This window comes from Mesorhizobium sp. M0244, from assembly GCF_040321795.1.
Taxonomy (GTDB): Bacteria; Pseudomonadota; Alphaproteobacteria; order Rhizobiales; family Rhizobiaceae; genus Mesorhizobium.
The window spans coordinates 1-19,712 of record NZ_JAMYSE010000115.1; the positions used below are offsets into that span (position 1 = coordinate 1).

The following is a 19,712-nucleotide window of genomic DNA, read 5'->3' on the forward strand; positions in this document are numbered from 1 at the left end:
ACCCGAGTACGCCCCGACCCCCCCGCCGCCGGAGCCGCCTCAACCGCCGGTGCAGGCGGACAACACCGATCTCGAGCCATGGGAACACGCCGACGCAGCCGCGCCGGCCGGTACGGAAGAGCCGGCGGATGCCGGCGCCGATGGTTCCAAGGGAGCGGAAACCCCTTATCCTGCCGGTTCGGATGCGCCGGCCGGTCGCTCCACGGCTTCCGACTACAGTTTCGAGGATGCATCCGCCAAAGTCAGCGCAACCGGGGTTAGCGGAACCGGGGCCAACGGATCGGGGACCCCAGGCTCCGGCGAGAGGACAGCCAAAACGAGAAACGAACCAATGGCAGCGCAGCCGAAGCGGAGCGGCATCAGCGGCATCGCCGCCGGCATTATCGGCGGCGTCATCGCGCTCGCCGCCGCCGGCGGGCTGCAATTTGCCGGCCTGCTCGGTGCGCCGGGGTCGGGCGGCGTGTCGCTCGACGCCGTCAATGGCGAGATCGCTTCGCTGAAAAGCGAGGTGGCGGGGCTCAAGCAGGCCGGCGGCAACAGCGACGCATCGGCCAAGGTGGACGGGCTGGCGTCGGCGCTGGATCAGGTCAGAGCGGATGTCACGGCGCTGAAATCGGCGGTCGAGCAAGGCGGCGCCGGCGACAATGCCGGACTTGCCGCGCTTGGCGACAAGGTCAGGCAGATCGAGACGGCGGTCGCGGCCATCGGCAAGGCCGGCGGCACGGCGCCGGTCGATCTCGGCCCGCTCAACGAAAGGCTGGCCGCGCTCGATGCGCTGGTGAAATCCGCCGGCGACACGGCAAAGGCGCAGGAAGGCCGGCTTGCCGCATTGGAACAATCGGTTTCGCAGCTCTCGGGCAAGGTCGATGCACAGGCTTCGCAGCCGAAGATCGCGCTCGCCATTGCCGCCTCGGCGCTCAAGGCAGCGCTCGACCGCGGTGCGCCGTTCGCGGCCGAACTCGAAACCTTTGCAGCGATCTCACCGGATGCGCCCGGGATCGCGACGCTGCGCACCTATGCCGAAAAGGGGGTCCCGACGCGGGCCGAGATCGCGGCCGAAGCGGACGCCGCCGCCAACGCCATGGTCGCTACCGCGACGCCTGTCGACCAGAATGCCGGCGTCCTGCAAAAGCTGCTGTCGAGCGCCGAATCGCTGGTCAAGGTCAGGCCGATCGGCGCCGTCGAGGGCACCGGTGTCCCGGAAACGGTTGCCCGCATGGAGGTCGCGGTCAACCAGAGCGATTACGCCAAGGCGCTCAGCGAATACGAAACCCTGCCCGAAGCGGCCAAGGCCGCCGGCGCCGACTTTGCCGGCAAACTGAAGGCGCGGATGGAGGTCGAGACGCAGATCGATTCGCTCATCGCCGGCGCGATGAAGGCGTGAGGAACCCGATGATCCGTGTCCTCGTCTTCCTCGCCGTCGTCTTTGCGCTCGGACTCGGCTTCGCCTGGCTGGCCGACCGGCCGGGTGAAATGCTCGTCACCTTCAACGGCTATCAATACCAGGTCAGCCTGATGGTTGCGGCGGTGGCGGTCGTTGCCGTCGTTGCCGCGGTGATGATCGTCTGGTGGCTGGTCAAGGCGCTGTGGAACAGCCCCTATACGATCTCGCGCTATTTCCGCGTGCGTCGCCGCGACCGCGGCTATCAGGCGCTGTCGACCGGCATGATCGCTGCCGGCGCCGGTGACGGCGCGCTCGCCCGCAAGAAGACCAAGGAAGCGGCAAAGCTCATCCGCTCCGACCAGGAGCCGCTGATCCATTTGCTGGACGCGCAGGCCTCGCTGCTCGAGGGCGACCATGAGGGCGCCCGCGAAAAGTTCGAGACCATGCTCGACGATCCCGAAATGCGGCTGCTCGGCCTGCGCGGGCTTTACCTCGAGGCCGAGCGGCTCGGCGACCGCAACGCGGCCCGACACTATGCCGGCCGTGGCCCGGCGGTGGGGCCGCAGCTGGCCTGGGCGGCCGAATCGACTCTGGAAGACCTGACCGGACGCAGCGACTGGGACGGCGCGCTAAAATTGGTCGATGCGCAGAAGTCGACGCGTCAGATCGAGCGCGACGCCGCCAACCGGCGTCGTGCCGTGCTGCTCACCGCCAAGGCGCAGGCGCTGATCGCCAGCGATGCCAATGCCGCTCGCACGGCGGCCCTCGAAGCCAACCGGCTGCGGCCGGATTTCGCGCCGGCGGCGGTCGTCGCGGCGACTTTGCTGTTTCGGCAGAACGACGTGCGCAAGGGCTCGAAGATCCTCGAGGCGGCGTGGAAGGCCGAGCCGCACCCGGAGATCGCCGAGCTCTACACCCATGCCAGGCCGGGCGATGCCGTGCTCGACCGGCTGAACCGGGCAAAGAAGCTGCAGGAACTGAAGAAGAACCATGCCGAGTCCTCGCTGGCGGTGGCGCGCGCCGCGCTCGATGCGCAGGATTTTTCAACCGCCCGCCAGGAGGCCGAAGCCGCCATCCGCATGGATCGCCGCGAAGGCGCCTATCTGCTGCTGGCCGATATCGAGGAGGCCGAGACCGGCGACCAGGGCAAGGTGCGGCAGTTGCTGTCGAAGGCGGTAAGAGCGCCGCGCGACCCGGCCTGGGTCGCCGACGGCGTCGTCTCCGAACGCTGGGCTCCGGTATCACCGGTCACCGGCAGGCTCGATGCATTCGAATGGCGGGCGCCGATGGAGCGGCTCGGCCAATTGATCGACAGCCATGAGGACAGCCCGGAGGCCCCGGTGCCGGCCATCGCGGCGTCAGCCAAGCCGGCAGAGGAAAAAACCGAGGTGATCGAGCAGGGGGCTGTCGCAGCCGAGACGCCGGCGACCGAAGCGAAGACGGAAAATCGCACCGGCGAGGCTCATGTGACAGCGGTCACCGCGGCGGCTTTTGCCGCGGTGCCGGACGATGCCGAAGCCGTCGAGCCGGCGCAGGAACTGGCGCGGCTGCCCGACGACCCCGGCGTCGATCCCGACGACGCGGCGGATAAATCGACGCGCCGGTTTCGTTTGTTCTGACCCGGGTCGAGTTGACCCGGGCTTATTGGGAATGATTTGATGTTCGATCGCGTTTTGTCGTTTCTAAGGGATCTGCCATCCGGTGGCGACGCCAGCGCCAGCGCCGACGATCCGCGCATTGCCGCGTCCGCCCTTCTCTTTCATGTCATGAACGCCGACGGTGTGCGTCAGGATTCCGAATGGGAGCGGTTCAAGGCGGTGCTGGCGGAGAGCTATTCGATCAGCGGCGACGAACTCGACGCATTGGCGGCAGCGGGTGAGCGGGCCGACAATGAGGCGATCGACCTCTACGCCTTCACCAGCGTGCTCAAGCGCCATCTCGACGCCGAGGCCCGAAAAGCCTTCATCGGCCTGATGTGGGAAATCGTCTATGCCGATGGCGAGCTGCACGAGCTCGAGGACAACACCGTGTGGCGGGTCGCCGAACTGATCGGCGTCGAACGCCGCGACCGTGTCGAGGCACGCCTCAAGGCGGCCGCGGCGGCTCCAGGTGCTGCCGGAACGTCAAGCGACGAATAGCCAGGATCCAGCCTTCCAATGCCGCCCAAGCCAAGCTCGAGACCAAAGATCCTGATCGTGCTGCATCAGGAGCATTCGAGCCCTGGGCGGGTCGGCCATATGCTTATCGAAGAAGGCTTCGATCTCGACATCCGCCGCCCGCCGCTCGGCGAGGCCTTGCCGCAGACACTGGACGGCCATGCCGGCGCCGTGGTGTTCGGCGGGCCGATGAGCGCCAATGACGGCGACGAGTTCGTCCGCCGCGAGACCGACTGGCTCAAAATTCCGCTCAACGAGAACCGGCCGTTGCTTGGCATCTGCCTTGGCGCGCAAATGCTGGTTAAGCACCTTGGCGGCAAGGTCGAGGGTCATGGCGAGGGCTTGGTCGAGATCGGCTGGTATCCGCTGAAGGCGACCGAAGAGGGCAATAGGCTGATGCATTGGCCGGAGATGGTCTATCAGTTTCACCGCGAGGGCTTTTCGCTGCCGAAAGACGCGACGCTATTGGCGACGGCTGAAACCTATCCCAACCAGGCCTTCCGCTATGGCGACAATGCCTGGGGCATTCAGTTCCATGGCGAATTGACCCGGGCGATGATGCAGCGCTGGGTGGTGCGCGGCGCGCACCGCTTCGAATTGCCCGGCGCGCAGCCCGGCCGCGACCATCTCGGCGGCCGGCTGATCTGGGACATGCACCTGAAGCGCTGGCTCGGCGAATTCCTGGAGACGATCTTTGGCAAGCCCGCGCTGTCCTAGTCTAACTGGCACATGCGGGGCGCGCTCTTCTGGTAACCATTGCGACGAATGTTTCGAAGAGTTCGTCCTGCGCCTGCGCGGCCGTGATTTCTGCGGTCGCGGCGGCATAGGACAGGGCTTCGGCTGCGCCGAGCATCGCCCATAAGGCCCGCTGAAGCGACAGCACCAGCTCCGGCGCCGCGCGCGCCATCGGCGGCAACCTCTTCAAGGCATCCTCGCGAGGCGCCGAGGCAGCATGACCGCGTAGCGCACCGGGCCGCACATACTGCGTTGTCTCGTAAACTCCTGGCTATCGGAGTTCGCGGGCCCCGTGCCTGGATCAGTGTGTCGCCTGAAGCGCCTACAACTCCTGCTGGTTCCACCGCAGCAGGATGTTGTTGACGTCAATGTCAGACCGACAGCCCGTTCTGCTTTCGCAGGCTCTTGTCGAATGCGGATGCGGGGACCAAACGGCGCAGGAAACTGACCTGGCGCGCAATTTTCCCGCCGCATAGCGCCTCCTCGGAACGGATTCGGTCGCTGCTTTCAAGACCGTCCCGGCCACAATTTCGGGAGCATCACCTGTCTCCATCGCTTTCCGCAGGGTCGCATTCATGCCAGAGCGCGCAGAGTCATAGATTTCAAGCAAATGGTCCGGCCTGGCGAGATTTTCTTCAAAGGACGTTCGGGTATAGGCGGGCTCGACCAACACGACGCGAATTCCGAAAGGGCGCAGTTCGTGGTCGAGCGATTCGGAATAACCCTCGATGGCATGTTTGGTCGACGCATAGAGCGCAGAGTAGGGAGCTGGGATTAACCCCAGCACCGAACTCAAATTGACGATTCTGCCCTTCCCTTGACGGCGCATTGTCGGCAGGACCGCGTTGGTCACGCGGAGAACGCCGAAGACGTTCACGTCGAACAGCGCTTGAGCCTGGACGGTCGAGGACTCCTCTGCGCCTCCAAGCAGGCCGACGCCGGCATTGTTGACAAGCAGGTCGATACGCCCGGCTTCGGCCAACACGTCATCGACCAGTTTCGCAACGGACGCGTCATCGGTGACGTCGCAGGTCAGCATGGTAACGCCGTCGGATCGTTCGGCGACCGCGCGACGGCTGGTTCCGAACACGCGAAAGCCCGCGTTCTGCAGGGCCTTGGCCGTTGCGTGCCCGATGCCGGTGGATGCCGCCGTCACCAGGGCGACGCCAAGATTGGTCTTATTCATGGAAATCACTTCTTTCTTTGTGCTGGATTGCCAGCTGCAGGCGTGCGCACAAATGGAGATGTGGCGCCCGCCCCGGCGATCCGATGAGGGGCATTACTCGGCAATGGTCCTAGTTCGCTGGTTGGACACCGATCCCACCTCGGTGACGGTGAGCTTGTCGCCGGAGCGCGAAATTTCGAGGCTTTGCTCAGGTTCGCCCAATTTCCGTGGCACGGATATCGTAGCCGACTGCCCTTCGGCGAGAGTGGCCGAGAAGCGCACCGGAACCCCGGTCTCTCCTTCCGCTATCGTTGCGATTACCCGATAGCCGTCATTTTCGTCGGCGTAGTGTAAGACGCCGCGAAAACCGCCGAGATGGATACTCTCCCCGGCCATGGCCGACAGCTCATCGGCATGCAACGGGGACGCGGCCAGGAAGAATGCCGCCACACCACCGATGATGTTGATCATCGCGACGCTCCGTTTGGATGTTGCCGATCTCGGCTGGCCTGCGGCGACATGATGCGCCGATTGCACGCGCTGACGGTTAAGTTCTGGATGGGGGGCGCCTAGGTTGGTCCTGTCCATGGAAGTCACTCCTTTCTTTGTGCTGGATTGCATTTCAAAAAGATGTTACTATCATTTCGATATCAAGTCACTATCAAAATGATACGAACATGAAAAATCTTTCCGATGCCTCTTGCCCGATCGCCCGCGGCCTCACCTGCGTCGGCGATGCGTGGAGCATGTTGATCCTTCGCGACGCGAGCCTGGGCCTCACGCGCTTTGACGAATTCCGGAGAAGTCTGGGCATCGCCCCCACCATTCTGACCCGGCGGCTGGCGACGCTGACGGAGGAGGGACTTCTGGAAAAGCGGCGCTACTCGGAGCGGCCTCCGCGCGATGAGTACGTGCTGACGGCCGCCGGACGCGATTTCTTGCCGGTGCTCGTCTTAGTGGGTGCGTGGGGACGCCAATACCGTGGCGAAGGCAGGTTGGCGCGATACGTCGACGCAGAGACAGGAGAAGAAATCGAGCCGGTGGCCGTGGATGCTGTCACAGGGGCAAAGATCGGCACCCGCCCGATTCGCGTTGCAACACCTGAATAGCATCCGTTCGCATTGATGAGAGCTGAGACGTGGCTAGAACGGGGTCATTCGGAATTCGCGGGCCTGTACCCCGGATCAGTGCACTCTGGATCAGTTTCGTCCCTTGAGATGGCGCACCTTGCGTAGTTGCGGAAACAGCACCGCCCACAGGCCGGCGACGGCGATCGCCCCGATGCCGCCGATGACCACGGCCGGAACCGTGCCGATCAGAGCCGCCATGGTGCCGGCGCGGAATTCGCCGAGCTCGTTGGAGGCGCCGACAAACACCTGGTTGACTGCGTTGACGCGGCCGCGAACCTTGTCCGGCGTCCACAGCTGGATCAGCGTCTCGCGGATATAGACGCTGAACATGTCGGTGGCACCGAGCAAGGCGAGGGCTGCGATCGATAGCCAAGTGATGGTCGAGAGGCCGAACAAGACCGTGAACGCGCCGAACAGCGCGACGAAGCCGAGCATGACAAGGCCGGCATGGTTGCGGATCGGGTGCCCGGCCAGCCAGATGGCGACGCAGATGGCGCCGACGCCCGGCGCCGAGCGCAACAGACCAAGCCCCCAGGGACCGAGTTCGAGGATATCGCGCGCATAGACCGGCAGCAGCGCCGAGGCGCCGGACAAGAGCACCGCGAACAAATCGAGCGAAATCGCGCCGAGCACGATCTTTTCGCTCCAGATGTAGCCGAAGCCGGCGAACAGGGTCTGCACCGTCGGCCTGTCGGTTTGGCTGCGCTGGGCAGGCTTCGGGATCGTGAAGATCAGCACGGCGGCAATAAGCATCAGCACGGCCGCGGTAACGTAGGCGGCTTCGGCCGAAAGCCCGTAGAGAAGGCCGCCGGCGACCGGCCCGACGATGGTTGCCGTCTGCCAGGCGGACGAGTTCCAGGCGATGGCGTTGGCGAAATCCTCGGGCGGCACCAGATTGGCGAACAGCGATGAGGAGGCCGGCCCGAAGAAGGCGCGCGCGATGCCGAACATGGCGAGCACGATGAAGACCGGCATCGGCCCGGCGAGGCCGCGCAGCGTCAACAGCAGGAGAGCCAAGGCGCAGGCCGCCTCGACCAGCACCGCCAGCGCCATGATCAGACGGCGTCCGAAGCGGTCGGCAACGTCGCCGGTGACCAGCACCAGCAGCAGCGAAGGCAGGAACTGGACAATGCCGACGAGGCCGAGGTCGAACGGGTCGCGGGTGAGGTCGTAGATCTGCCAGCCGACGGCGACCGACACGATCTGGGTGGAGAACGTGGAAAGGAAGCGCGCCGCCCAGTAGCTCAGGAATGGCCGGTGGCGAAAGGCGGCATAACGCTGATCGGACGGTACTTGGGATTCTGTGGTCATGGATTAGGCCCCGTGGCAGCGTATCGGCCGGCGGGGCACTTCCACGATGGGCGCTGGTCCGGCCAAGAGAGCCTTAGCGCAGTTCGGCGCAGGGCGCGCGCAAAAATCCGGCCTGGATCAAACAATTTCCGCTCCGCCGGGCGTTGCCGCCGGCGGAGCGACCGAACCTGATCCGAATGCTTTAGGCCGGGGCCTTGGCTTTCCTGGGCCTGCCCTTGACGGGCGCGGGCGGGGCGGCCTTGCGGCCGAGACCGATTGCCTTGGCCAGCTGCGAACGCGAGGCGGCGTAGTTGGGGGCGACCATCGGGTAGTCGGCCGGCAGGCCCCACTTGGCGCGATAGGCGTCGGGCGTCAGCCCGAAATGAACGCCGATATGGCGCTTCAAGGACTTGAACTTCTTGCCGTCCTCGAGACAGACGATGTAGTCCGGCGTCACTGATTTCTTGGGGTTGACCGCGGGGATCAGCGGTGCTGCAACCGGGACCGCCGGTTGCCCCAGCCCGCCTATGGAAGCGCTGACGCTGGCGATGAGATCGCCGAGGCCGGAAGCCGGCAAGCGGTTCTTCTCGACGTATGCGGACACGATATGGGCGGTCAGCTCGAGCAGGTCGATGTCTTTGCGAGCGTTGTTGCTGTCGTCGGTCAATCTATTTCTCCGTCCGTGGGGGTCGCAGAAATTCCTAGTCGGCAAATCTGCGCAATGCAATGACGGCGCACCACGTCACACATTATTTTGAATAATAATACTAACGGCAGCGCGGGATTAACAACCCTGAGCCGGTGCTCGATAATATCAGACAATCAGCAATATCAAATAATCAGGGATTTGTCGCGCCACAGTCGAAATCCGCCTTCGAAGGCGCGTGTGTTGTCGCCGCGTCTGCAATCGGCGGGCAGCTCAGCGAGTTCATCGACATTGCCGCCGCCGATGACCACGTAATCCGGCTGCATGGCGGCGCGAAGCCGATCGACGACGTCGAAGACGTATTTGCGCCATTTCTTCTTGCCGCGCTTTTGCAGGCCGCGTTCGCCGACATAGTCTTCGAAACTGCCGCGCTTCTTGTAGGGAAGATGGGCAAGCTCCATCGGCTGGGCGACGTTATCGACGATCATCGCGGCACCCAGGCCGGTGCCGAGGCCAAGGAACAGCATGCGGCCGCCTTCATAACTGCCGACGGCCTGCATCAGCGCATCGTTGACGACCTTCACCGGCTTGCCGAACTCAGCGGCGAAATCGCAGCCGACCCAGCCCTTGCCGAGATTGGCGGGTTCGGTAAGCGGCCGGTTGTGGTGCACCGGACCCGGATAGCCCATCGAGACGACATCGTATTGCAGTCCTTCGGCCAGCGTCTTCACCGCTGCGATCATCTGCTGCGGCGTAAGCCCCGGACCGGAATCGGTCCGGCGCTCCTCGCCGCCGGCGCTGGTGCGGATCTTGACGTGCGAGCCGCCGATATCGATCGCCAGCACGATCTTTTCGGCGTCCGGTTCCGATCGCTTTACCGATTTGGCCATCGCTTTCGCCTCCCAGAAATCATTTCGACGGATTGATCCAGCCGTTCGGCGGCCCGAATCCAGCCATGGCTTGGGTCGGTCCCCACGTCTTTGGCGCGTAGACAGGCGGCGGCGTGGCATCGCCGAGCACCGGACCGACGATGCGCCAGGCGAGCTCGCTGGCGTCCTGGCGGGTGAACAGCTGGCCGTTGCCGTTCATGGCGTCACCGATCAACCGCTCGTAAGGCGGCATGTCGCCCTTGCTGTCGTCCAATGCGGTGAGCTCGACCTGCTCGCCGACCATGTCGTCGCCGGCGGCCTTGCGCTGGGCGCCGATCGAGATCGCCACCTGCGGGTCAATGCGGAAGCGCACGTAATTGGCGTCGCCGGGCTTGATCGGATCGAAGACGTCGAGCGGCGGCCGCTTCAGCCGCACGATGACCTCGGTGGCGTGCACCGGCAGGGATTTGCCGGCGCGGATGAAGAACGGCACATCCTGCCAGCGCCAGGTGTCGACGAAAAAGCGCACCGCGGCGAAGGTCTCGACCGGCGAGTTCGGCGCCACGCCTGGCTCGCTGAGATAGCCGTCGAACTGGCCGCGCACGACATCGTCCTTGGTCAGCGTCCGGATCGCCCGCAGCACCTGAACCTTCTCGTCGATCAGATCGTCGGCCGAGCGGCCGACCGGCGGCTCCATGGCGAGCAGCAAGAGGATGTTCAAGAGATGATTTTCGATGACGTCGCGGATGCAGCCGACCTCGTCGTAGAAGCGGCCGCGGCCCTCGACGCCGAAATCCTCGGCCATGGTGATCTGCACGCTTTCGACGAAGTTGCGGTTCCAGATCGGCTCGAGGAAGGAATTGGCGAAGCGGAAATAGAGCAGGTTCTGGATCGCCTCCTTGCCGAGATAGTGGTCGATGCGGAAGATCGACTTTTCGTCGAAGACGAGATGCAGGACGCGGTTCAGCCAGCGCGCCGATTGCAGATCGTGGCCGAACGGCTTTTCCACCATCAGGCGTGCGCCCTGGGCGGCGCCCGACTGCTCCAGCCCCTGGACGACGACCTCGAACATCGCCGGCGGCACCGCCAGATAGTGCAGCGGCCGCTGCGCGCTGCCCAGCGCGGTCTTCAGCTTCTCGAAGGTCGCAGGCGCACGATAGTCGCCGCTGACATAGCGAAGCAGCGAAGCGAGCTTAGCGAAGATCTTGTCGTCGATGCTGCCGATGGCGTTGACGATGCCGTCGCGGGCGCGCGCCTGCAGCTTGCCGAGATCCCAAGGATCGAAGGCGACGCCGATCACCGGCTCGTTCAGCGTTCCCTTGGCCACCATGGTGTAGAGGGCGGGGAAGATCTTCTTGTGGGCGAGATCGCCGGTGGCGCCGAAAAGCACCAGCGTATCGGACCGTTCCGGGCTCATGAGCGTGCCTTCCTCGTCACGATCCGGCCTTCGGTTTTTCGATATGACCGCCAAAGGCATAGCGCATGGCGGACAAAAGCTTGTCGGCGAATTCGGATTCGCCTTGCGAGGAGAACCTGTCGAATAGCGCCGACGACAGCACCGGCGCCGGAACGCCGGTGTCGATCGCCGCCTTCAGCGTCCAGCGGCCTTCGCCGGAATCCGAGACCCGCCCGCCGAACTGCGTCAGCGCCGAATCGGCCTTCAGCACGCCGGCCGTCAGATCGAGCAGCCAGGAGCCGATGACGCTGCCATGCCGCCAGACCTCGGCCACCTGGGCGATGTCGACGTCGAACTGGTAGTATTGCGGATTTTCCAGCGGGCTGGTTTCAGCGTCGGCCGTCCGCTGCCGCTTGCCGGCATTCGCCGACTTCAAGATGTTCATGCCCTCGGCATAGGCGGCCATGACGCCATATTCGATGCCGTTATGGACCATCTTGACGAAATGGCCGGCGCCGCTCGGCCCGCAGTGGAGATAGCCGAAAGGCGCGGTTCCGGCGTCCTTGGCGGGGACGGGCGAAGCGGCGTCGGCCCCCGGCGCCAGCGTTGCGAAGATCGGATCGAGATGCTGGACCGCGCTGTCGGGGCCGCCGATCATCAGGCAATAGCCGCGCTCGAGGCCCCAGACGCCGCCGCTGGTACCGACATCGACATAGCTCAGGCCTTTCAATGCCAGGCGCGCTGCATGATCGACGGCCTCATGATAATAGGAGTTGCCACCATCGATGATGATGTCGCCGGGCTCCATCAGGGCGGCCACCTGGTCGACGATCCGGCCGGTGATCGCCGCCGGCAGCATCAGCCAGGCGCTGCGCGGTTTCGCCAGCTTGCCGACGAACTCCTCCATCGAGGCGGCTCCAATCGCGCCGGCGGTCACAAGCGCGGCGACGCTCGCCGGGTTGATGTCGTAGACGACGCATTCGTGGCCATCGCGCAGCAGGCGCCGAACCATGTTGGCGCCCATCCTGCCCAGTCCCATCATTCCTATCTGCATGGTCACATCCTGCCTTACTTGAGGGATCGATGATCTAGTGGCTGTCCGGCATCGCCGATGCCGACAGAAAAGTCAGCATTCTCCCAACGGCCGGCATCGGACCAGAAGAATGTGAAGACAATGCTATTGCCCGGCGCGAGTTCGGCAACCGGCAACTCCGCGAGATGGATGCCGAAAACGTTCGCGGCGGTCTCGCTGTCATGGGCGGTTGCCCAATTGTCGCTGCTCCAATGGATCACCGCCCGGGCCAGAAGTTCGATGCGCAGCTCCTTGCCGGCGGGGATGGTACGGATCTTGTGGTTGAAACGCCATGCCCTGAGGCGCGACACCGTCCTGCCCTCGATGTAGCGCTTGACGCCTTGCGGCGGCATGTCGAACACGGTGCCGTCGCGCAGCGAACGCAGCAGCTTGATGTGCTCGGAATGCGCCCAGACCAGCGGCTTGGCACTGCCGGAGGGGCCGCCATGCCGCAATTCGCGCTCCGGCATGTCGAGACCATCCCAGATCTGCTCCGGCAGCAGGCCGCCCGGCCCGGCAGAGTTCTCGAACGTCCCGAGCAGGCTTGCCGCTTTGTCCGTGCGCCCTGCCGCCAGCTCGTAATGGGCGCGCTCGCCGACCAGCAGCGGCCAGGGCCGACCCTGGCCGCTGCCGTCGAAAGGTGCGCCGTCGGCATGCTCGCCGTAGCCGTCGCCGTTGTAGCGGTACCAGAGCGGCCCCTGCGGCAGCTCGCAGCGCAATTGCGCGTCGATGACCTTGAGCGTGTCGAGGATGCGCGGATCGTCGGCCGCCCGCAGGCCAAAGCGGACCAGCGCCAGCGCATCCGGGCTGACAATCGCTTCGGCCGGCCGGTCCGTGTCGCCGGGCGGCCGGTTCTTGATCGGCACAAAGCCGCCGTTCGGCGATGCCGCGCCGGCCGTGTCCGGCGGCGCGATGCGGACATAGTAGCCTTCGACGCCGGCTTCGTCGCATGACGAGCTGCCGGCGACGTAGGTCCAGCGCTCGATCTGATCGTTCCAGATATCGGCGGTTTCGCGCAGATAGTTTGCCGGCTCTGTTTTACCGGCGGCATCGAACATGTCCGCAGCCGCAAGCAACGCGGCGATCTCGACGGCAAGCGTGAACGGGCTGTAGCCGGCGTCTTCCTCCCAGCGGTCCTCGCCGGTGAGGGGGCCGTTGCGCACGACATAGGCGGCCGCGCGCTCGATCATCGGCATGAACGAAGAGAGTACCGCAGGCGGCAAATGCCCGGCGCGGCGCAGCGCGTCGGCGAGCAGCAGCGGGAAGGCGCATTCGTCCATCTGGATGCCCGGCCAATAGGCCGACCCGTCGAGCCAGGCGTTCTGCGGCCAATGGCCGTCCGGCTGCTGGATCGAGCGCAGATAGACAAGGATGCGCAAGGCTTCGGCCGGGTCGCCGGCGGCGAGGAACCCGCCGGCGGTTTCGACCAGATCGCGCGGCCAGACCAGGTGATAGCCGCCGAGATCGTCGTCGCCCTTGCTGAAGCCCCACGGGATCGACAGGCTGGCGACGGCTGCTCCGGCGGACGACCGGTGTGTCGCCAGAACCGCCGTGCTGAGGCGGTAGCTGTTGAGGCCGGATGCCGCGTGCCGGTCCAGCGGCAGCAATCCGGCCTGCCATTGGCGCCATTTCTCGGCGTAGGATCTGGCCGCGGGCTCAAAACCTTGCTTCAGGCTGGCGAAAGCAGTTTCCGCCGCCTCTTGCGGCGTCGTTCCAAAACCGAGTGCCAGCAAGGCCCTGGGGTTCGCGTTCGAAAAACCAATCTCGCCGGTCAGCGCGACATTGCCGTCCTCGGCCCTGCGGCAGGCCGGATCGAGCTGGCCGTGCTGACGAAGCTGCTGCCAGCCATCGGAGGCGCCGACATAACCGGCCGAGCATGCTTTCCACGGCAGCGACGAGGCCAGCGCCAGGCAGACGCCGCGTCCCGATGCAAACAGGACAGGATTCCGGTCATGGTCATCGATCCAGGCGGTATTGCCCATCCCGGCGTTGACGAGGTGCGGCGCCAGCAGCGCGTAGACGCCGTAGTCGGCGGCCGCGCCTTTGAGCGACGTGAACGTGATCTCCTGCAGCAAGGCGGGACGTTCCGGATCGGTCAGGATGCGCTTTTCGATCCGGTAGGTTCCATCGGCCGCGGTGTTGATCAACCGGTAAGCAGGCGCCCCGTCCTCGAGCGGTTCGATGCTGTGCTCGGCGTCGCGCTTTTCTTCGGAGAAATAGCCGTCGGGTCCGGTGACGATCAGCCCCAGATCGCGGGTGCAGGCGCTGTCGAGGCGCGGATAGTAGATCTCGTTGAGGATACCGTGGCTGATGGTGAACCAGATCGGGCATGCCGGCGAAAGCGCGGTGCCGACGCCGCTCTTGGCGCTTGACGTCCAGCGCGCCGGAATGCCGGGTGCGCCCGGGGCAAGGTTCGCAGCCATTCAATCGGTCTCCAGTGCCATCCCTAGACCAGGAGCCGAACCCGTTTCAATGATTGCACCGCAAGTTGATCGTCAAACCGTCACCGATCACTGTTGACAAGTGTCCGCATCTAAAATTGTCTGACAAAATTGCAACGAGGGCTGCCGTCAGCAGCCGACAACGACGACTAACCTATGGGAGGACTATGACATGAAGAAGCTACTCGTCTTGAGTGCCCTTGCGGCGATGCTCGCCTCGGGCACCGCGCTTGCCGATACCAGCGGCAAGAAGATCGCCTTCTCCAACAATTATGCCGGCAATTCGTGGCGGCAGGCGATGCTCGACAGCTACGCCATCGTCACCAAGAAGGCAGTCGCCGACAAGGTGGTCGGCGCCGCCGACGTCTTCACGACGGCCGACAAGGAAGTGCCGACCCAGGCAGCCCAAGTGCAGAACCTGATCCTGCAGGGCTATGATGCGATCGTCATCAACGCGGCGTCGCCGGATGCCCTCAACGGCGCCATCAAGCAGGCCTGCGACGCCGGCATCGTCGTCGTGTCCTTCGACGGCATCGTCACCGAACCCTGCGCCTACCGCGTCGTCGTTGACTTCAAGGACATGGGCAAGCAGGAAGTCGAGCAGATGGCCAAGTTCCAGCCCAAGGGCGGCAATCTCCTGGAAATCCGCGGCTTGGCCGGCACCTCGATCGACGACGCCATCCATGCCGGTATTCTTGAAGGCGTCGCTGCCCATCCCGAGTTCAAGATCGTCGGCTCGGTGACCGGCGACTGGGACCAGACAACGGCACAGAAGGCGGTCGCGACGATCCTGCCGTCGCTGCCGGATGTGATCGGCGTCGTCGACCAGGGCGGTGACGGCTATGGCGCGGCGCAGGCCTTCGCCGCCGCCGGCAAGCCGCGTCCGACCATCATCATGGGCAATCGCCAGGATGAATTGCAGTGGTGGAAGGAGCAGAAGGAAAAGGACGGCTATCAGACCTGGTCGGCTTCGATTGCGCCGGGAGTATCGTCGCTGGCCTTCTGGGTGGCGCAGCAGGTGCTCGACGGCCGCACCGACATCCCGCACGACCTCCTGGTGCCGTACCTTGCCTTCACCCAGGACGATTTCGAGGCCGCGCTGCCGAAAATCCCCAAGGGTGGCGTCGCCAGCCACGAATACACGCAGGAAGACGCCATCGCGGCGATCAAGGCCAACATCAAGTGAGCATGGCACGATTGTCGCCGGCACGGCCAACCGGGTATCGTTGAGGGATGCCCGAGGCCAATGCAGACATCATCAGGCTGGACGGCGCCGAAAAACATTTCGGCGCCGCCAATATGGACATCATCAGACTGGGCGGAGCCGAAAAACATTTCGGCGCCGTCCGGGCGCTCGCCGGTGTCGATTTCAGCGTTCGGGCGGGAGAATGCGTCGGTCTCGTCGGCCATAATGGTGCCGGAAAATCGACGCTCATGCATATGGTGGCGGGCACGCTCACCCCCGATGGCGGGCAGATCGCGGTCCGCGGCCGCGTCGAGGCAAGTTATTCCGTGTCGCGCGCGCAGCAGCTCGGCATACGCTGCGTGTTCCAGGAACTGTCGCTCTGCCCGAACCTCAGCGTCGCCGAGAACACGCGGATCAACCACGCGTCGCTGCAGGGCTTCGGCTGGCGGCGCAACGCGGCCGATCTCATCGCCGCCAAGCTCGACGAGATCTTCCCCGGCCACAGCATCTCGGCATCCGACATCGTCCGTGATCTCGCCATCACCAGCCGGCAGATGGTGGAGGTGGCGCGCGCCTTCACAGTCACGCAGGAGCCGCTCGAACTGGTCATCCTCGACGAGCCGACATCCTCGCTCGACGCGCATACCGCCGGCCAGCTGCTGGCTTTCGTCCGCCGCTTCGTCGCCGCCGGCAAGAGCTGCATCCTGATCTCGCATGTGCTGGGCGAAGTGCTCGGAAATGCCGACCGCATCGTGGTGATGCGCGACGGCAAGGTCGTCGCCGCCGGGCAGGCCGATGCCTTCGACCGCGACAGGCTGGTAACGGCGATGGGCGGGGCGGCGGCGCGCGAGAAGGCCGCGGCCGAGATTGCGACCGGCAAGCCGCAGCCCGGTCCGCTGCGGGTCCGGGCGCGTCCGGCGCGACAGCAGGACGGCAACGAGCTTGTCGCCCGTGCCGGTGAGATCATCGGCCTTGCCGGACTTGCCGGGCATGGGCAGACCGATCTTTTGCTGGCGATCTTTGCCGCGGCTTCCCGCGCCAAAACCGGCATCGAGGTCACCGCGCCGGTGGCGCTGGTTGCCGGCGACCGCCAGTCGGACGGTATTTTTCCGCAATGGTCGATCGCCGAGAACATCGGCATCCGTTCGCTGGCGCGATTGCGCAACGGCCTGCTGATCTCGCCGCAGCGCGAAGCCGAGCTCGCCGAACGGTGGCAGAGGAAGATCGGCATCCGCACGCCCGATATGAACAATAACATCTTCTCGCTGTCCGGCGGCAACCAGCAGAAGGCGCTGTTCGCGCGGGCGCTTGGCTCCGATGCCAAGATCGTGCTGATGGACGATCCGATGCGCGGCGTCGATATCGGCACCAAGCTCGAAGTCTACGACCTCGTGCGCGAAGAGGCTCGCCATGGCCGCACTTTCCTCTGGTACACCACCGAAACCGAAGAGCTCGACAATTGCGACCACATCTATGTGTTCAAGAACGGCCGGATCGTCGCCAACCTTCGTCGCGACGAACTGACGGAGGAAAAGATCATCCAGTCCTCGTTCGGCGACGCGGCGTAAGATGACAGCGGCATCCATCGAGAACGGGCTCAAATCTTCGGCGCGCGCCACGGGGCGGGCGCGCATGCTGCGCAGCCTGCTGCCGGCACTGTCGCTGGCGCTGGTGCTCATCGCCATCGCCTGGCTCAACCCGCGCGCCATCAGCTATTTCGGCTTCAGCCTGATGCTCAATCTGGCGATCCCGATCGCGCTGGCGACGATCGCGCAGATGTTCGTCATCGCCGGCAACGAGCTCGACTTGTCGATCGGCACCTTTGTCGGCTTCGTCGGCTGTGTCACGGCGACATGGCTGAAGGACGCGCCGCTGCTCGGCGTCGTGATCCTCCTGGGATCGATCGGCGTCTACGCGCTGCTCGGTGCGCTGATCCATCTGCGCAACCTGCCCTCGATCGTGGTGACGCTCGGCATGAGCTTCGTCTGGCAGGGCCTGGCCATCCTGATCCTGCCGAAGCCCGGCGGCAAGGCGCCGGACTGGCTGCTGGCGCTCGTGGCTTTCAAGCCACCCTTCATTCCGTTCCCGATCATCGCGGCATTGCTGATCGCGGCCGTCGTCCACTTTGGCCTGATGCGCACCTCCTATGGCGTTATCCTGCGCGGATCGGGCGGCAATTCAGCCGCACTGAAGCGCGCCGGCTGGTCGCTGCTCCGCACCAAGATCGCGCTGTTTGCGCTGACCGGCCTGTTCGGCGTTTTGTCCGGCATGGCGCTGATCGGCATCACCACCTCGGCCGATGCCAATATCGGCAATGGCTATACGCTGCTTTCGATCGCCGGCGTCATCCTCGGCGGCGGCGAGTTCGTCGGCGGCCGGGTGTCACCGATGGGCGCCGTCATCGGTGCGCTGACGCTGGCGCTGGCCGCCTCGCCGCTTTTGACCTTCATGCACATTCCGCCCGACTGGCAGGTCGCCGCCAACGGCGCCATCCTGATCATCGTGCTGGCAGCGCGGGTGCTGATCAGCCGCAGGGACAGGTGAGCATGGCCTCGCTGCGGACGCTGCTCGCCAGACCCTGGATCTGGTCGTTCTTCGGAGCGCTGCTGGTGTGGCTGGCGACGATCGCCTTCACCGGCGGCTATGGCGGCGGCGGCATGATCACGGCGGCGCTGTCGCTCGCCGTCTTCACCGTCATCGTCGGCGTCGGGCAGATGTTCGTCATCACGCTCGGGCCAGGCAATGTCGACCTGTCGCTGCCGGCCAATATCGGCCTTGCCAGTGCCGTCGCGATGAAGGTCATGGACGGCAATGATGCGATGATCGCGGTCGGGCTGCTGGCCGCACTTGCCTGCGGCATGGCGATCGGCGCCGTCAACTACCTCCTGATATGGGCGCTGCGCATTCCGCCGATCATCGCGACGCTGTCGGCCAGCTTCGTTATCCAGTCGGTCGATATCAGCTATGGGCGCGGCTTGCAGATCAAGCCGCCGCCGGGCTTTGCCGATTTCACCAATTGGCAGGTCTTCGGCATCCCGGTGCTGGCGATCCTCACCGTGCTGTTCACCATCGGCGCCGGCATCGTGCTGCAGCGCATGATCTACGGCCGCTCGGTGCTGGCGATCGGCCAGAACATCCGCGCCGCCTGGCTGGCAGGCGTCAATGTCGGCCGCACCCGCTTCCTCACCTACACGCTGTCGGGCGCGCTCGGCGGCCTCGACGGTGCATTGCTCGCCGGCTATTTCCGCGGCGCCAATGTCGATATCGGCAATGAGTATCTGCTGGCCTCGATCGCGGTCGTCGTTATCGGCGGCACGTCGGTGGCGGGCGGCAAGGCCAATGTGCCGGGGGTCTGGGGCGCGGCGCTGTTCCTCGTGCTGCTGTTGACTATGCTCAACACGTTCGGCGTAAGCGTCGGCGTCCGCCTGGTGCTGACGGGGCTGATCATCGTCGGCGTCATCACCGCGGCCGGCGGGCAGAAAGCGTTGCGCTGAGGCAAGGACACCCGGTGGCGAGAGGATATCGATCCGGCCCGCAAAACATGTGGTTCCCATCCGCATGCCAGCGCTGTAAATCCGTCGCGCTACCGGCCAACATCATTGTATGAGGTTTGCGTGTCCGATTTCGTCAGCACCAAAAGGCATGGCAACGTCGCGCTGGTGACCATCGACAATCCGCCGGTCAACGCACTGAGCTTCCACGTGCGCGAGCCGCTGATGCAGGCGCTTGTTTCCCTGCGGGACGAGCCGTCGGTGGCAGCCATCGTGATGGCCTGCGCAGGGCGCACCTTCGTCGCCGGCGCCGAGATCACCGAGTTCGGCAAACCGGCGCAGCAGCCGGATCTGCGCGTCATTGTCGCCGTGCTGGAAACTATCGCCAAGCCGACGATCGCCGCCATTCATGGCACTGCGCTCGGCGGCGGACTGGAACTGGCGCTCGGCTGCCATTTCCGTATTGCCGACCGAACGGCAAGGCTCGGCCTGCCGGAAGTCAAGCTCGGCCTGCTGCCGGGCGGCGGCGGCACGGTTCGCCTGCCGCGCTTGGTTGGTCCGCTGAAGGCACTCAGCATGATCGCTTCGGGAACGCCGATCGGTGCGGCCGAGGCGCTCGCCGCCGGTCTGGTCGATGCGGTCTTCGATGGCGCCCTGACGGCGCAAGCGGTGAGTTTCGCCAGCGAACCGGCCGCGAGCGGCGGTCCGTTCACACCGGTGCGCGCCCGCAATGATCGCCTCGACCGGGCCG

18 protein-coding genes and 1 pseudogene are annotated in these 19,712 nt (G+C 65.1%); 10 read left to right on the forward strand and 9 right to left on the reverse strand.

From position 1 onward, the window contains the following. From NKJ08_RS34615 to NKJ08_RS34630, 4 genes are all read left to right on the forward strand, one after another. A partial coding sequence (locus NKJ08_RS34615) for a phage tail protein (RefSeq protein WP_352785664.1) occupies positions 1–1,384 on the forward strand: 1,384 nt, incomplete at its 5' end. Between the two features lie 8 nt (positions 1,385–1,392). Next, complete coding sequence (locus NKJ08_RS34620) at positions 1,393–3,003, forward strand: heme biosynthesis protein HemY (protein ID WP_352785667.1); 1,611 nt, start codon at positions 1,393–1,395, stop codon at positions 3,001–3,003. Positions 3,004–3,042: 39 nt separating this feature from the next. After that, positions 3,043–3,522 (forward strand): tellurite resistance TerB family protein, encoded by a 480-nt coding sequence (locus tag NKJ08_RS34625; protein ID WP_352523050.1) that lies wholly within the window; start codon positions 3,043–3,045, stop codon positions 3,520–3,522. 18 nt (positions 3,523–3,540) lie between these two features. Then, the gene (locus NKJ08_RS34630; protein WP_352523049.1) at positions 3,541–4,257 is read left to right on the forward strand and encodes a glutamine amidotransferase; all 717 of its coding nucleotides are present in this window, start codon (positions 3,541–3,543) and stop codon (positions 4,255–4,257) included. Between the two features lies 1 nt (position 4,258). On the opposite strand, the gene NKJ08_RS34635 is transcribed toward NKJ08_RS34630, so the two are convergent. From NKJ08_RS34635 to NKJ08_RS34645, 3 genes and pseudogenes are all read right to left on the reverse strand, one after another. Further along, a complete protein-coding gene (locus tag NKJ08_RS34635; RefSeq protein WP_352523077.1) occupies positions 4,259–4,447 on the reverse strand; it encodes a hypothetical protein in 189 nt (62 codons plus the stop codon). A 199-nt stretch (positions 4,448–4,646) separates the two neighbouring features. Beyond that, positions 4,647–5,461, reverse strand: a pseudogene (locus NKJ08_RS34640) (oxidoreductase). A gap of 93 nt (positions 5,462–5,554) precedes the next feature. Continuing rightward, complete coding sequence (locus NKJ08_RS34645; RefSeq protein WP_352775024.1) at positions 5,555–5,911, reverse strand: hypothetical protein; 357 nt, start codon at positions 5,909–5,911, stop codon at positions 5,555–5,557. A 206-nt stretch (positions 5,912–6,117) separates the two neighbouring features. On the opposite strand from NKJ08_RS34645, the gene NKJ08_RS34650 reads away from it, so the two are divergent. Further along, complete coding sequence (locus NKJ08_RS34650; RefSeq protein WP_352523047.1) at positions 6,118–6,549, forward strand: winged helix-turn-helix transcriptional regulator; 432 nt, start codon at positions 6,118–6,120, stop codon at positions 6,547–6,549. A 90-nt stretch (positions 6,550–6,639) separates the two neighbouring features. Here the strand turns inward: NKJ08_RS34650 and NKJ08_RS34655 are convergent, their stop codons facing one another. The 6 genes from NKJ08_RS34655 to NKJ08_RS34680 all read right to left on the reverse strand — a co-directional run bounded on the left by NKJ08_RS34655 (position 6,640) and on the right by NKJ08_RS34680 (position 14,266). Continuing rightward, the gene (locus NKJ08_RS34655) at positions 6,640–7,881 is read right to left on the reverse strand and encodes an MFS transporter (RefSeq protein WP_352523046.1); all 1,242 of its coding nucleotides are present in this window, start codon (positions 7,879–7,881) and stop codon (positions 6,640–6,642) included. Between the two features lie 181 nt (positions 7,882–8,062). Next, on the reverse strand, positions 8,063–8,527 hold the full coding sequence (locus tag NKJ08_RS34660; protein WP_352523045.1) for a Ros/MucR family transcriptional regulator: 465 nt from the start codon (positions 8,525–8,527) through the stop codon (positions 8,063–8,065). A gap of 164 nt (positions 8,528–8,691) precedes the next feature. Beyond that, positions 8,692–9,396 carry an ROK family protein gene (locus NKJ08_RS34665; protein WP_352523044.1) on the reverse strand — a complete coding sequence of 235 codons (705 nt, stop codon included), beginning with the start codon at positions 9,394–9,396 and terminating at the stop codon, positions 8,692–8,694. A 19-nt stretch (positions 9,397–9,415) separates the two neighbouring features. Beyond that, the gene (zwf, locus tag NKJ08_RS34670) at positions 9,416–10,792 is read right to left on the reverse strand and encodes a glucose-6-phosphate dehydrogenase (RefSeq protein WP_352785673.1); all 1,377 of its coding nucleotides are present in this window, start codon (positions 10,790–10,792) and stop codon (positions 9,416–9,418) included. A 16-nt stretch (positions 10,793–10,808) separates the two neighbouring features. Beyond that, positions 10,809–11,825: a phosphogluconate dehydrogenase (NAD(+)-dependent, decarboxylating) gene (gnd, locus tag NKJ08_RS34675; protein ID WP_352775035.1), complete on the reverse strand. Its 1,017-nt coding sequence runs from the start codon at positions 11,823–11,825 to the stop codon at positions 10,809–10,811. A 14-nt stretch (positions 11,826–11,839) separates the two neighbouring features. Beyond that, positions 11,840–14,266, reverse strand: coding sequence for a glucan 1,4-alpha-glucosidase (locus tag NKJ08_RS34680; protein WP_352785677.1), 2,427 nt, complete (start codon positions 14,264–14,266; stop codon positions 11,840–11,842). Positions 14,267–14,456: 190 nt separating this feature from the next. Here NKJ08_RS34680 and NKJ08_RS34685 point away from each other — a divergent pair, with 190 nt between their 5' ends. The 5 genes from NKJ08_RS34685 to NKJ08_RS34705 all read left to right on the forward strand — a co-directional run. Continuing rightward, entirely contained in the window at positions 14,457–15,470 is a 1,014-nt protein-coding gene (locus NKJ08_RS34685) for an ABC transporter substrate-binding protein (protein ID WP_352775040.1), read from the forward strand. A gap of 47 nt (positions 15,471–15,517) precedes the next feature. Beyond that, positions 15,518–17,038, forward strand: a complete 1,521-nt coding sequence (locus NKJ08_RS34690) for a sugar ABC transporter ATP-binding protein (protein ID WP_352785681.1) — start codon at positions 15,518–15,520, stop codon at positions 17,036–17,038. Between the two features lies 1 nt (position 17,039). Then, positions 17,040–18,014 (forward strand): ABC transporter permease, encoded by a 975-nt coding sequence (locus tag NKJ08_RS34695; protein WP_352523038.1) that lies wholly within the window; start codon positions 17,040–17,042, stop codon positions 18,012–18,014. A 2-nt stretch (positions 18,015–18,016) separates the two neighbouring features. Beyond that, entirely contained in the window at positions 18,017–18,964 is a 948-nt protein-coding gene (locus tag NKJ08_RS34700; RefSeq protein ID WP_023678189.1) for an ABC transporter permease, read from the forward strand. Positions 18,965–19,084: 120 nt separating this feature from the next. After that, positions 19,085–19,712, forward strand: a 628-nt coding sequence (locus tag NKJ08_RS34705; protein ID WP_352785684.1) for an enoyl-CoA hydratase-related protein, incomplete at its 3' end; no start/stop codon positions are given.